The sequence below is a fragment of the Burkholderia sp. AU27893 genome (assembly GCF_002223205.1).
In the GTDB taxonomy this organism is placed as follows: domain Bacteria; phylum Pseudomonadota; class Gammaproteobacteria; order Burkholderiales; family Burkholderiaceae; genus Burkholderia.
Genome location: NZ_NKFD01000001.1, coordinates 377,480 through 390,065, shown reverse-complemented (window position 1 = coordinate 390,065; position 12,586 = coordinate 377,480). Strand labels below are relative to the sequence as shown.

Below are 12,586 nucleotides of genomic sequence, written 5' to 3'. Positions count from 1 at the left end.
TCAGGCGTAACGGAAAGGGGGTCGTGCCGCCGGCCGGCGCACGCATCCGGACAGGACGCGACGCGGCCGGCGGCACGGTGCGATGCGGGCTCAGCCGCCCGACTTCTCGAAGCGGCGCAGCAGTTCGTCGCCGCGCGACGCGGCCGAATCGAGCGCGTCCTTCGGCGATTTCTTCTGCGCCCAGACCTGTTCGAATTCCTCGTCGACCACCGTGCGGATCTGCGGCATGTTGCCCAGGCGCAGCCCCTTCGTGTACGGCAGCGGCGGCTTGTTCAGCATCTGCTTGATCGCGGTTTCGGCGCTCGGGTTCTTCGCGTAGAAGCCCTGCTGGCGCGTGAGGTCGTACGCCGCGGTCGTCACGGGCAGGTAGCCCGTGTCCTGGTGCCACTTCGCGGCGACGGCCGGCGACGCCAGATACGCGAGGAATTTCGCGACGCCCTTGTAGGTCGCCGGATCCTTGCCCGCCAGCACCCACAGGCTCGCACCGCCGATGATCGCGTTCTGCGGCGCGCCCTTCACGTTCGCGTCGTACGGCATCATGCCCGTGCCGTAGCTGAACTTCGCGAACTTCTGCACGTTCGCGAGCGCGCCCGACGACGTCGTCAGGATCCCGCAGTCGCCGCTGTAGAACTTCGCCGACGCTTCATCCTTGCGGCCCGCGTACGTGAACGTGCCGTCCTTCGCCATCTGCTGCAGGAACGAGATGTGTGCGATCTGCTGCGGCTTGTTGAATTCGAGCACCGCGTCGGTACCGTCGAAGCCGTTGTTGCGGCTCGCGAACGGCAGCCCGTGCCACGCGCTGTAGTTCTCGAGCTGGATCCAGCCCTGCCAGCCGGTCGTGAAGCCGCATGCCATCCCCGACTTGCGCAGCTTCTCGGCATCGGCCTGCACGTCGGCCCACGTCTTCGGCGGCTGGTTCGGGTCGAGCCCGGCCTTCTTGAACGCGTCCTTGTTGTAGTACAGCACCGGCGTCGAGCTGTTGAACGGCATCGAAACGAGATGGCCCGTCTTGGCGTCGCTGTAGTAGCTCGCGATGGTCGGCACGAACGCCTTTTCGTCGAGCGGCACGCCGGCCTGCTTGAACACGTCGTAGACCGGCACGACGGCCTTCTTCGCCTGCATCATCGTGGCGGTGCCGACTTCGTAGACCTGGAGGATCGCCGGCGCGTTGCCGCTGCGATAGGCGGCGATGCCGGCCGCGAGCGCCTGGTCGTAGGTGCCCTTGAAGACCGGCACGATCTTGTAGTCGCTCTGCGACGCATTGAACTGGTCGGCGATCGCATTGACCCGCTCGCCGAGCGCGGCCTCCATCGCATGCCAGAACTGGATTTCCGTCGCGGCGAGCGCCACGTGCTGCATCCCGAACATCAGCGCGCCGCCGAGCGCGATCGAACGAACCAGTGTCCCCGCAGGCTTCTTCTTCATCGACCTCTCTCCTATGAAAACGTTACCAACAGCGTGTGCAACATTCCCGTCGCCATTGAACCGGCGAAGTCTAGTGATCGTTTGTGACAGTCAGTTGTCGCCGATGACGAACAGGCGCTGATACTCCTTCAGCGCGAAGCGGTCGGTCATGCCGGCGATGTAGTGCGCGACGAGGCGCGGCTGCTGCGCGGTGTCGTCGGACTGATACGGCGGCGGCAGCAGGCGCGGATCGTCGATGAACGCGTCGAACAGGCCGGTGACGACCCGCTGCGCCTTGCTCGCCATGCGCATCACCTTGTAGTGGCGATAGAGGTTCTTGAAGAGGAAACGCTTGAGGGCGGCCGCTTGCGCAGCGACCGTTTCGCTGTGCGACACGAGCGGCGGCGCGGCGCGCACGTCGTCGAGCGATGCGGGCGCGACACGCGCGAGATTGCGCGTCGTCTCGTCGATCAGGTCGACGATCAGCGTGTTGATGATGCGGCGCACCGTCTCGTGCACGAGGCGGCGGCCTTCGAGGTGCGGGAATTCGGCGAGCGCCGCCTCGTAGTGGCGCTGCCACAGCTCGACTTCCGCGAGCTGCTCGATCGTGATCAGGCCGGAACGCAGGCCGTCGTCGACGTCGTGGTTGTTGTACGCGATCTCGTCCGCGATGTTGGCGAGCTGCGCTTCGAGCGACGGCTGGCGGCCCTGCAGGAAGCGCTCGCCGAGCGCGCCGAGCTTGCGCGCATTCTCGCGCGAGCAGTGCTTCAGAATGCCTTCGCGCGTCTCGAAGCACAGGTTCAGCCCGTCGAACGCGCCGTAGTGCTCCTCGAGCTCGTCGACGACCGCCAGGCTCTGCAGGTTGTGCTCGAAGCCGCCATGCTCGCGCATGCAGGCATTCAGCGCATCCTGCCCGGCATGGCCGAACGGCGTATGCCCGAGGTCGTGCGCGAGCGAGATCGCTTCGACGAGATCCTCGTTCAGGCGCAGGTTGCGCGCGACCGAGCGCGCGATCTGCGCGACTTCGAGACTGTGCGTGAGGCGTGTGCGGAACAGGTCGCCTTCGTGATTGACGAAGACTTGCGTCTTGTATTCGAGCCGGCGGAACGCGGTCGAATGGACGATGCGGTCGCGGTCGCGCTGGAATTCGGTGCGCGCCGCCGGCGGTGCTTCCGGATGGCGACGGCCGCGCGACTGCGACGCGTGTGCGGCATACGGAGCGAGATGGGCTTCCAGCGCCGCCAGCGTCGGCGGCTCGGCCACCGGCGCAGCTGACGCGTGGCCGGCTTCGGGCAGTGTGCTGCTGGATGTCTCGCTCACGTCTCCTCCATGTCAGGGGCGCCGGGGCATCCGGGCCGCCGTTAGCGGGTGGTCTGCGCCAGTGTGGCGAACACGGCTTCGTCCGGCGCCTGCGTGATCAGCGTATCGCCGAATCGCTTCAGCAGGATGAACTTGATCGCGCCGGCCTCGGCCTTCTTGTCGACGCGCATCAGGTCCATATAGCGCGCGTCGCCGAGCGCGGGCCCGCGGGTCGGCAGGTGCGCGGCCGCGATCACCGCATCGAGGCGCTGCCGCGACGCTTCGTCGAGCAGGCCGAGCCGCACCGACAGGTCGCCCGCCATCACCATCCCGCAGCCGACCGCTTCGCCGTGCAGCCACTCACCATAGCCGAGCCCGGCCTCGATCGCGTGGCCGAACGTGTGGCCGAAGTTCAGGATCGCGCGCAGGCCGCCTTCGCGTTCGTCGGCCGCCACCACGCTCGCCTTGATCTCGCACGAGCGCTTCACCGCATGCGCGAGCGCCGCCGGGTCGCGCCGGTTCAGCGCGTCGACGTTCGCCTCGATCCAGTCGAAGAATTCCGCATCGGCGATCGCGCCGGTCTTGATGATCTCGGCGACGCCGGCCGCCAGTTCGCGGTCGGGCAGGGTCGTCAGCGCGCCGATGTCCGCGATCACGGCCTGCGGCTGGTAGAACGCGCCGATCATGTTCTTGCCGAGCGGGTGGTTGATGCCCGTCTTGCCGCCGACCGACGAGTCGACCTGCGACAGCAGCGTCGTCGGCACCTGGATGAACGGCACGCCGCGCATGTAGCACGCGGCCGCGAAGCCCGTCATGTCGCCGATCACGCCGCCGCCGAGCGCGACGAGCGTCGTCTTGCGGTCCGCGCGGTCGGTCAGCAGGCCGTCGAAGATCAGGTTCAGCGTTTCCCAGTTCTTGTACGCCTCGCCGTCCGGCAGCACGACCGTCGACACGCGCTTGCCGAGCGGCGCAAGCGCCGCGCGCAGCGCGTCGCCGTAGAGCGGATCGACCGTCGTGTTCGTGACGATCGTGACGGACGAGCCCTTGATATGCGGCGCGAACAGCTCGGCGCGGCCGATCAGGCCGGCGCCAATGTGAATCGGATAGGCGCGGTCGCCCAGGTCGACGTTGACAGTAATCATGCTTGTAGCGGCTTGGCGATGACGCCGGCCAGTTCGAGTTGCATCAGCACCATGTTGACGAGACCGTTGACCGACGGACGGCCGGTCTCGATGACGAAATCCGCGCATTCGCGGTACAGCGGGTCGCGTACCTCGTACAGCGCTTCGAGACGCCCCTTCGGATCTTCGGTCTGCAGCAGCGGGCGGTTCTTGTCCTTGCGCGTGCGCAGCCACAGATCGTGCGGATTGGCGCGCAGGTAGACGACGATGCCGTGGTTTTTCAGGCAGTCGCGGTTTTCCGGGCGCAGCACCGCGCCGCCGCCCGTCGCGAGCACGATGTTCTCGCGCTGCGTGAGATCGGCGATCACCTGCGTTTCGCGATCGCGAAACCCGGCCTCGCCCTCCATCTCGAAGATCACCGGAATGCGCGCGCCCGTGCGGGCCTCGATTTCGTGGTCGGAGTCGAAGAACGTCCTGTCGAGACGACGCGCGACCGCACGGCCCACGGTGGTCTTACCCGCTCCCATAAGGCCGACGAAAAATACGTTTGCATGTGGGTCCCGCGCTTGCAACGGCTTCCTCTGCTTCAATCTTGCTGGTGTGTGGCGCAGCTTACTGGCAAAGCGGCTGCCTTGTCGAGCCTGCGTCGGCGGCTTCCGTCCCCGTTTTCTCGGCATCCGTGCTGACCGCGCCGCGCGCATTGCAGCGCGCATCGACGACGGTCGGCGTGATGAAAACGACCAGTTCGTTACGTTGATCGCGTTGCGCGCGGTGCCGGAAAAGCGCGCCCAGAAACGGTATTTTGCCCAAGAGCGGCACGCGCGTCACATCGTTCCGGTTCAGTTGTTCATAGATCCCGCCGATGGCGACCGTCCCGCCGTTCTCGACCTCGACGCGCGTCTGGACGTGCTTCGTATGGATCGCGGGGCCGGCCGCCGTCGGCTCGCCGATGCTGTCCTTCGTCACGTCCAGGTCGAGCACCACGCGCCCGTCCGGCGTGATTTGCGGCTCGACCTCCAGTTTGAGCGTGGCCCGGCGGAACTGCACGCCGCTCACGCCGTTCCCGACCTTCGCCTGGTACGGCAACTCCGAGCCCTGTTCGACGATCGCCTTGACTCGATCAGCAGTCACCACGCGCGGGCTCGAAACGATCTGGCCCCGCCCTTGCGCCTCGAGCGCGCTCAGCTCGACGTCGAGCACGCGGCTGAACGGTGCGGCGAACAGCGTGAAGCCGGCGGTTGCCGCTTCGAAGCCGCCGAGCGGCCGCGCCGCCAGGTCGAGCGCGTTGCCGGCAACGGTCGTAGACGTGCCGCTCTCGCCCGACGGCGGCCGCTCCCGCGCCCGCAGCGCGACGCGTGCGCCGAGATTGCGCGAAAAACCCTGCTCGCCCTCGACGATGCGGGCCTCGATCCGGACCTGCCGCGACGGCCGGTCGATCGCCTCGATCAGGCTCGCGATCTGGTCGAGACGCGGCGCGAGATCGGTGACGAATAGCAGGTTCGTGCGCGGATCGGCCGCCGCGGCGCCGCGCTTCGACAGCAGGCGCTGGCCGGTCGCGCCGGCCAGCAGTCGCTGCACGTCCTGCGCACGCGGGTAGTGCAGCGCGAACGTCCGGCTCGCAAGCGGCTCGAGATCGGCGGCCCGCGCGTGCATTTCGAAGCGCTCGCGTTCGCGGGCGGCCAGTTCGACCGCCGGCGTGACCCATATCACGGTGCCCCGCCGGGTCATCGCGAGCCCGTGCGTGTCGAGTAGCGTGTCGAAGGCATCGCGCCAACGGACATTGTTCAGACGTAACGTGACGGTGCCGCGCACCTGCTCGCTGACGACGATATTGAGCCCCGTGAACCGCGCGAACGCGTCGAACGCGGCTGGAAGCCCCGCGCCCTGCAGATTCAGCGAGATCCGCCGCGTGTCGTCCGCATCGCCCGGTTGCCGGGCCGCAGCGTCGCCCATCCGGGCCGGCGGCGCCAACGGGATCGGCGGCCCCTCCAGCCCGGGTGCACGGGCGGCGGCCTCCGCTTGCAGCGCCGCGCGAGCCGCCTGATCGAACGGCGGCGGATCGGCCTCCGTCGCTACGGTGTGATCCGCACCGTCCACCGCGCCTTGTGGCAACGGCTGGCCCGGCACCTGCGTATCCAGCGATGCGGCAGGCCAGACGGCCGGCAGTGGCGGCAATGACGCGCTTGCACCGGACGCGGTCAATCCGGCCCAAACGGCGAGCACCCGGCATCCGTGCTTGATCATGGCTGCCTCCCGTCGTCCAGCGTGACCCGGTACGCGCCGTCCGCTGTCGCGAGCGTCACGGCGACGGGATCGACTCGCACCACCCGCGCGACCCCGAGGGTGTCGCCAGGGACCACGGCCGTGAACGCGCCGTCACCGTCGTCGAACAGCGCGAGACCGGTACGCCCGTCGCGAATCGTGCCGGCCAGGCGGACAGCCGCCCCCTCCGCTTCGGACGAACCGGCCTCGCCGAACGGATCGGCGCCGGGCACGTCGGCCAGAACCGACGCCTCCCCGCCCGTGGACGTCGGCGCCGGCAACCCCGGAAACACGTCGACGGACATTTCCACGCGCGCGGCCTCCTTTCCCCGTTCGACACGCAGCGCGGACGGCACAGCCAGAACCGGGAAACGAGCCAGCCCGCCGACCAGCTGCAGCAACGCGTGAAAGCGGCCCTCGGCGACGATGCGCACCGTGCGCCGACCGTCCGGCACCGCGCCATCGGTGCGCAGCGGTTCGATCGATACGTCGCGCAGCCCGCTCGACGCGGCGCGATTTGCCAGTTCCAGCATCAACGCAGCCCATTCCGGCGTACGCGGCGAGCGATCGCCATGTGCCGCCGCCGGTTGCACCCCGCGTTGCCGTGCAGCGGCAGCCAGGACACGCCGCGCGTCGGCCTCCCGCGTCTGCGCCGCGGCGAGCAACGCGCGACTATGCGCGAGCCCGCTCCAGTCGGCAGCATTCGCCAGATGAATGCCGCCCGCCAGCACGGCCGCGAATGCGAGCGCGCAGCCTGCGACGTGCACAGCCGCCGGCGGCACGCGCCGCATGCCGCCCCGCCATCCGTCGCCGCGCAGTGCGAACCGATGCGCGAGCACCGCCGTCATGCGCCACCTCCCGACGCATTCCGGGATGCCATCGCATCGAGCCAGCGCAGCTGGACCGAGAACCGGAACGGCATCCCGCCTGTCACGACCGGAGCACCGGAAGCAGGCTTCAGTGCATCGATATCGATCCGCCAGCTACGTTGCTCGCGCGCCATCCCACCGAGCCATCGCGCGACCGCCCGGTAGCTCGCGGCGCGTGCATCGAGCACGGCACCGGCCGACGTCGTGCGCAGCGCGTCGAGCCGGACGGTGCCGTCACGCACCTGCGCCAGCGTGGCCAGCAGCCCTGCGACGTGCCGATAAGGCGCGGCGAGCGCGGCCGCCTGCGCGTCGCGTTGCGCGGCAACGGCCGCAGCCTTGGCTGCACGTGTCGCGGCCGCCACCTGCGGCTGCAACTGCCGCAGCCGCGCCTCCACACTCGCGCGCTGGGCATCCACGCGCCACCGCGCCCCGGTGGCGGCGCCCGTCCACAGGCCGGCGCCGAGCACACCGACCAGAATCGCCGCACCGCACTGCGCGGCGCGGCGACGTCGCAACGCCTGCGCCAGCCGCTCGCGGTACGGCAGCAGGTTGAAGCCGCCCGGCTCCGCACGACAGGCCGTCATTCCCACACCCCGCGCAATGCCAGCCCGAATGCGACCGCCCATGCCGGGCCGCCCGGCATGCCGGCGGGCAGGCATGGCTGCCCATTCCAGCCGGTGCAGTCGAACGACACCGCAACCGCGCCGAGCACGTCGCCAATCTCGGCGACGGACGTATCGACGCGGGCGATACACCGCTCGTCCCCTGACACGAGTACGCAACACACGGCCCCGAGCGCGCGCTGGCGCAATGCATCGGAGAACGCCCCCGGCACGGCGCCGGACAGCGTCAGCACCGGTACGGCCAACGGGCCGTCAATCCGCCAGCCGTGCACGCCCGAGTCATGGAACCAGAGCGCCGCGTAGGGGCCCGCCTGCGCGTCGGGTTCGAATTGCGCGGCATAGCGCAACGCACGCAGCGCCGCGGCCGACTCGCCGTCGACCACCGTCAGGTCGACACCGGCCTGGGCGGCCACGTCGATCCGCCGTTCGAGCAGCGCCAGCGGAGCCACGGCAATTTCGATCTCGCCGGCTCCCGCGCCGCCGTCCTGCCGCCAGTCGAACGCGAGACTGTCCGGCGCCAGCCCCGAGATGCGTTCGGCCGCCTGCCGCGCGGCGTCCTCGACATCGGCCCGACCGGCCAGGTCTAGCGTCGCGGTGCGCATCTCGTCATCGTGCAACGCCATCACGCCGCGCGTGTCACACCGCACCCCGGCCGCCGACAGCCTCGACACGGCAGCGGCCAGCGCACGCGCAACCGCCGCCCAGCGCGCATCCTCCGGCCCGCCCGCCAACCCGACCGGCTCCCGCTCCAGCCCCTCGACGCACACCTCCGCGCCCCGGCCGCACCGGCTCAGCACGGCCACCCTCACCTCATCCGCACCGACGTCGATTCCCGTCGACCGTTGCCCACCCTGCGCAAACCGCGCTCGCCATCGTCCCGCCATCCCAGCCTCCCGAAATCGTCGCGGCCCATGCCGCGTTTCCGAGACCTGATTCTGCAAATCGGCGCGTGCGGCCGACAGTCGGCCTAACGGCCAGCATCCGCTCGCGACGGCCATGCGCGGGCTATGCTGGAAGCACGCCAGACCGCGTCTTCGCGGCGGGCGCCCCCCGCGTCAGGACCGGTCTTACCGGGCAGCTATAATCGCGGGACTGTTTTCCGGTATGCCTATGCAATCCACGACTCCTACGTCCCCGCCTCCCGCCCCGGAGCCGAAGAAGCGGCCCTGGTGGCAAAAAGTCCTGCTCGGATTCGCCACGATGTGCGTCGCGCTCGTCGTGGCCGGCGGCCTCGTGCTCGGCTATGCGCTCGTCGTTGCATGGCCGAACATGCCGTCGCTCGACGCGCTGACCGACTATCGGCCGAAGGTGCCGCTGCGCATCTATACGTCCGATCACGTGCTGATCGGCGAATTCGGCGAAGAGCGCCGCGACGTCGTCCATTTCAAGGACGTGCCCGACTCGCTGAAGAAGGCGATCCTCGCGATCGAGGACGCACGCTTTTACGATCACGGCGGCGTCGACCTCACCGGCATCGTCCGCGCCGGCATCGTCGCGCTGACGAACGGCCATGCGTCGCAAGGTGCGAGCACGATCACGATGCAGGTCGCGCGCAACTTCTTCCTGTCGAGCGAGAAGACCTACACGCGCAAGATCTACGAGATGCTGCTCGCGTACCGGATCGAGCGCGCGCTGACGAAGGATCAGATTCTCGAGGTCTACATGAATCAGATCTACCTCGGCCAGCGCGCGTATGGCTTCGCCAGCGCCGCGCGGGTCTACTTCGGCAAGGACCTGAAGGACATCTCGCTCGCCGAAGCCGCAATGCTTGCCGGGCTGCCGAAGGCGCCGTCCGCGTACAACCCGGTCGTGAACCCGAAGCGGGCGAAGGTGCGCCAGGAATACATCCTGCAACGCATGCTCGAGCTGAACTTCATTTCGCGCGAGCAGTACGACGAAGCTTCCGCGCAGCCGCTCGTCGTCAAGGGTCCGGGCCGCGATTTCAGCGTGCACGCCGAGTACGTCGCGGAAATGGTCCGACAAATGATGTACGCGCAGTACCGTGAGGAAACCTACACGCGCGGCTTCAACGTCGTCACGACGATCGACTCCGCAGATCAGCAGGTCGCGTACACCGCGCTGCGCAAGGGCATCATGGATTACGAACGCCGGCACGGCTATCGGGGGCCGGAAGGCTTCATCGAGCTGCCGGCCGGGGCCGACGACCGCGAACAGGCGATCGACGATGCGCTGCTCGAACACCCCGACAACGGCGAACTGATCGCCGCGGTCGTCACGGCCGCCAGCCCGCGCCAGATCACGGTCGCGTTCATCGACGGCAGCAATGCGACGATCGAGGGCGACAACCTGCGCTTCGCATCGGGCGCGCTGTCGGCCAATGCGCAGCCGAATCGCCGCATCCGCCCGGGCGCGATCGTCCGCGTCGTGAAGAACGACGCCGGCAAATGGTCGATCACGCAGTTGCCGCAGGTCGAGGGGGCATTCCTGTCGATCGTCCCGCAGGACGGCGCGATCCGCTCGCTCGTCGGCGGCTTCGACTACAACAAGAACAAGTTCAACCACGTCACGCAGGCGTGGCGGCAGCCGGGTTCGTCGTTCAAGCCGTTCATCTATTCGGCGTCGCTCGACAAGGGCCTCGGGCCGGCCACCGTGATCAACGACGGCCCGCTGTATTTCAGCGCCGCCGAAACGGGTGGCCAGCCCTGGGAGCCGAAGAACTACGGCGGCGGCTTCGAAGGCCCGATGTCGATGCGCACCGCGCTGCAGCGCTCGCGCAACCTCGTGTCGATCCGGATCCTGAACCACATCGGCACGAAGTACGCGCAGCAGTACATCACCCGCTTCGGCTTCGACGCCGAACGCCATCCGGCCTACCTGCCGATGGCACTCGGCGCGGGCCAGGTCACGCCGCTGCAGATGGCGGGCGCGTACTCGGTTTTCGCGAACGGCGGCTACCGCGTCAATCCGTACCTGATCGCCGAAGTCACCGATCCGAACGGCGCGATCGTCGTGCGCGCGCAGCCGCTCGTCGCCGAGCAGAATGCGCCGCGCGCGATCGACCCGCGCAACGCGTACGTGATGAACAGCCTGCTGCAGAGCGTCGCGCAGCGCGGCACGGGCGCACGGACCAACGTGCTGAAGCGCACCGACCTCGCGGGCAAGACCGGCACGACGAACGACTCGCACGACGCGTGGTTCGCCGGCTACCAGCACACGCTCGCCGCGATCGCGTGGATCGGCTACGACAATCCGCGCAGCCTCGGCGATCGCGAAACGGGGGGCGGCCTGTCGCTGCCGGTCTGGATCGACTACATGGGCGCCGCGCTGAAGGGCGTGCCCGAGTTCAAGCCGACGATGCCGGACGGCGTTGAATCGCTCGGCGGCGAGTTGTACTTCACCGAGTTCGCGCCGGGCCACGGCTTCGTGTCGACGGTCGGCGTACCGCAGGCACCGGCCGCGCAGAACGTCGACGCCACCGTGCCGCACGTCGACGAGCAGGAAAAGCAGGACATCATGAACCTGTTCGCGCACTGACCACCGGCCGAACATGAAAAAAGCGCCCCGCGGGGCGCTTTTTCTTTGGCACGACGCGTCGACGCGCAGCCCCGGCTTCGGCCCGAGCGGTTACGGCGCGCTGAACGTGATCGGCAGGCCAGCCTGCTGCGTCGCGTATTCGGTGAGCGCCGAGAAAAACTCGGTGCCCGTGCGCGTATCGCGCCATTCGCCGTCGATGAAACGGTAGTGGAAACCGCCCGCCCGAGCGGCGATCCACACTTCCTTCATCGGCGGCTGCAGGTTGACGATGATCTTCGAGCCGTTCTCGAACGTCAGCGTCAGGACGCTGCCGTTGCGCTCCAGATCGATGTCGTGATCGCCGTCGTTGGCGTCGTCGACAGTACGCTCGACGGCCGCCAGCACGGCCTCGGCACGGGTCAGGTATTCGGTATCGGACATGCTAAACTCTATCGGTTCAATTGTTCAGGGACGATCATGCGAGTCGTTTTCCGGATGAGCGCGATTGTAGCGGCTTTGGCGATTCTTGCCGGCTGCGGTCAAAGCGGCGCGCTCTATCTGCCCACCGTGCCTCCGATGCCCAAGCCACTCCAGCAGCAGGACACACCGCCGTCGGACGTGAAGCCGACCGATGAAAACGCGTCGTCCGACAGTGTGCCCGATTCGTCCGGCACGCCGCTCACGCTGTCACCCGAACTGTCGAGCAGCGCATCGTCGATGCCTGCACCGGCGTCGAGCCCGGCCGCGAAGTAACGACGCGCTACCTGCACGGCTCACGAAACAAGGCGATGACTTCCCGGTCATCGCCTTTTGTTTTTTCAGGCTGCGCCGTCACGCGCGCACGCGCCGCCATCCCCATGCGATGAGCCGCCAGCCGAGCAGCACGGCGACGATTCCCGCATACAGCTTCGGCTGCGCCAGATTGTGCTTGCCGGCTCGCATCCACCAGAAGTGCAGCACGGCGAACAGTGCGATCGCATAGATCGCGCTGTGCAGCGTCGCCCAGTGGCGGCCCAGGCGGCGCACCATCGCGCGCGGCGACGTGGCCGCGAGCGGAATCAGCAGCACGAACGCGGCAAAACCGACCGTGATGAACGGGCGCTTGCCGACGTCCTTCAGGATCGCGACGACGTCGAACCACTTGTCGAACCACAGGTAGGTCGTGAAGTGCAGCGTCGCGTAGAAGAACGCGAACAGCCCGATCATCCGCCGAAAGCGCAGCAGCGTGGCGAACCCCGTCATGCGCCGAAGCGGCGTGACGGCGAGCGTGATGCACAGGATCACGAGCGTCCAGAGCCCGGTCGAGCGCGTGATGAACTCGATCGGATTCGCGCCGAGCCGGTCGGTCAGCCCGAACAGCACGAGGCGCGCGAGCGGATAAAGGCCGGCCGCGAAAACCAGTACCTTGGCCGGTGCGAGCCAGCGCGGCGCGGCGGGACGGACCGCACCCGCCCGGGCGGCCCGTGCGGCACCTTGGTCGGCGCCGGCCGTGGGCGCGGCCGTCAGCGTCGAAGGGGGCATGTCGTTTCTCACC

At 68.4% G+C, this 12,586-nt stretch carries 12 protein-coding genes; 2 read left to right on the top strand and 10 right to left on the bottom strand.

Annotated elements, in window-relative coordinates:
- Positions 1 to 90: 90 nt before the first annotated feature.
- The 8 genes from ugpB to CFB47_RS01805 form a co-directional block, all read right to left on the bottom strand.
- Complete coding sequence (gene ugpB, locus CFB47_RS01840) at positions 91 to 1,425, bottom strand: sn-glycerol-3-phosphate ABC transporter substrate-binding protein UgpB (RefSeq protein WP_089439054.1); 1,335 nt, start codon at positions 1,423 to 1,425, stop codon at positions 91 to 93.
- 90 nt (positions 1,426 to 1,515) lie between these two features.
- Positions 1,516 to 2,724 carry a deoxyguanosinetriphosphate triphosphohydrolase gene (locus CFB47_RS01835; RefSeq protein WP_089424315.1) on the bottom strand — a complete coding sequence of 403 codons (1,209 nt, stop codon included), beginning with the start codon at positions 2,722 to 2,724 and terminating at the stop codon, positions 1,516 to 1,518.
- 41 nt (positions 2,725 to 2,765) lie between these two features.
- The gene (gene aroB, locus CFB47_RS01830) at positions 2,766 to 3,845 is read right to left on the bottom strand and encodes a 3-dehydroquinate synthase (protein ID WP_089439053.1); all 1,080 of its coding nucleotides are present in this window, start codon (positions 3,843 to 3,845) and stop codon (positions 2,766 to 2,768) included.
- Positions 3,842 to 4,396 (bottom strand): shikimate kinase, encoded by a 555-nt coding sequence (locus tag CFB47_RS01825; RefSeq protein ID WP_089424313.1) that lies wholly within the window; start codon positions 4,394 to 4,396, stop codon positions 3,842 to 3,844. The genes aroB and CFB47_RS01825 overlap by 4 nt, the downstream gene beginning before the upstream one ends.
- A 40-nt stretch (positions 4,397 to 4,436) precedes the next feature.
- On the bottom strand, positions 4,437 to 6,068 hold the full coding sequence (locus CFB47_RS01820; RefSeq protein WP_089460346.1) for a type IV pilus secretin PilQ: 1,632 nt from the start codon (positions 6,066 to 6,068) through the stop codon (positions 4,437 to 4,439).
- Positions 6,065 to 6,934 (bottom strand): pilus assembly protein, encoded by an 870-nt coding sequence (locus CFB47_RS01815; RefSeq protein ID WP_089460345.1) that lies wholly within the window; start codon positions 6,932 to 6,934, stop codon positions 6,065 to 6,067. Before CFB47_RS01815 ends, CFB47_RS01820 begins: the two co-directional genes overlap by 4 nt.
- A complete protein-coding gene (locus CFB47_RS01810; protein ID WP_089460344.1) occupies positions 6,931 to 7,539 on the bottom strand; it encodes a fimbrial protein in 609 nt (202 codons plus the stop codon). Before CFB47_RS01810 ends, CFB47_RS01815 begins: the two co-directional genes overlap by 4 nt.
- Entirely contained in the window at positions 7,536 to 8,462 is a 927-nt protein-coding gene (locus tag CFB47_RS01805; RefSeq protein WP_089460343.1) for a competence protein ComA, read from the bottom strand. The genes CFB47_RS01810 and CFB47_RS01805 overlap by 4 nt, the downstream gene beginning before the upstream one ends.
- 220 nt (positions 8,463 to 8,682) lie before the next feature.
- Between CFB47_RS01805 and CFB47_RS01800 the strand changes: the two genes are divergently transcribed.
- The gene (locus CFB47_RS01800) at positions 8,683 to 11,073 is read left to right on the top strand and encodes a penicillin-binding protein 1A (protein WP_179243602.1); all 2,391 of its coding nucleotides are present in this window, start codon (positions 8,683 to 8,685) and stop codon (positions 11,071 to 11,073) included.
- A gap of 90 nt (positions 11,074 to 11,163) precedes the next feature.
- Here the strand turns inward: CFB47_RS01800 and cyaY are convergent, their stop codons facing one another.
- Entirely contained in the window at positions 11,164 to 11,493 is a 330-nt protein-coding gene (gene cyaY, locus CFB47_RS01795) for an iron donor protein CyaY (protein ID WP_069246934.1), read from the bottom strand.
- Positions 11,494 to 11,529: 36 nt separating this feature from the next.
- On the opposite strand from cyaY, the gene CFB47_RS01790 reads away from it, so the two are divergent.
- Positions 11,530 to 11,805, top strand: a complete 276-nt coding sequence (locus tag CFB47_RS01790) for a lipoprotein (RefSeq protein WP_089455451.1) — start codon at positions 11,530 to 11,532, stop codon at positions 11,803 to 11,805.
- A 78-nt stretch (positions 11,806 to 11,883) separates the two neighbouring features.
- On the opposite strand, the gene msrQ is transcribed toward CFB47_RS01790, so the two are convergent.
- A complete protein-coding gene (gene msrQ / locus CFB47_RS01785) occupies positions 11,884 to 12,573 on the bottom strand; it encodes a protein-methionine-sulfoxide reductase heme-binding subunit MsrQ (RefSeq protein WP_089461327.1) in 690 nt (229 codons plus the stop codon).
- Positions 12,574 to 12,586 lie beyond the last annotated feature (13 nt).

Bases quoted from the DNA above. Each gene is read 5' to 3' on its own strand.
- CFB47_RS01815 (WP_089460345.1), bottom strand. From the start codon at position 6,934: ATGACGGCGGTGCTCGCGCATCGGTTCGCACTGCGCGGCGACGGATGG.
- msrQ (WP_089461327.1), bottom strand. From the start codon at position 12,573: ATGCCCCCTTCGACGCTGACGGCCGCGCCCACGGCCGGCGCCGACCAA.
- ugpB (WP_089439054.1), bottom strand. From the start codon at position 1,425: ATGAAGAAGAAGCCTGCGGGGACACTGGTTCGTTCGATCGCGCTCGGC.
- CFB47_RS01820 (WP_089460346.1), bottom strand. From the start codon at position 6,068: ATGATCAAGCACGGATGCCGGGTGCTCGCCGTTTGGGCCGGATTGACC.
- aroB (WP_089439053.1), bottom strand. From the start codon at position 3,845: ATGATTACTGTCAACGTCGACCTGGGCGACCGCGCCTATCCGATTCAC.
- CFB47_RS01805 (WP_089460343.1), bottom strand. From the start codon at position 8,462: ATGGCGGGACGATGGCGAGCGCGGTTTGCGCAGGGTGGGCAACGGTCG.
- CFB47_RS01810 (WP_089460344.1), bottom strand. From the start codon at position 7,539: ATGACGGCCTGTCGTGCGGAGCCGGGCGGCTTCAACCTGCTGCCGTAC.
- CFB47_RS01800 (WP_179243602.1), top strand. From the start codon at position 8,683: ATGCCTATGCAATCCACGACTCCTACGTCCCCGCCTCCCGCCCCGGAG.
- CFB47_RS01790 (WP_089455451.1), top strand. From the start codon at position 11,530: ATGCGAGTCGTTTTCCGGATGAGCGCGATTGTAGCGGCTTTGGCGATT.
- cyaY (WP_069246934.1), bottom strand. From the start codon at position 11,493: ATGTCCGATACCGAATACCTGACCCGTGCCGAGGCCGTGCTGGCGGCC.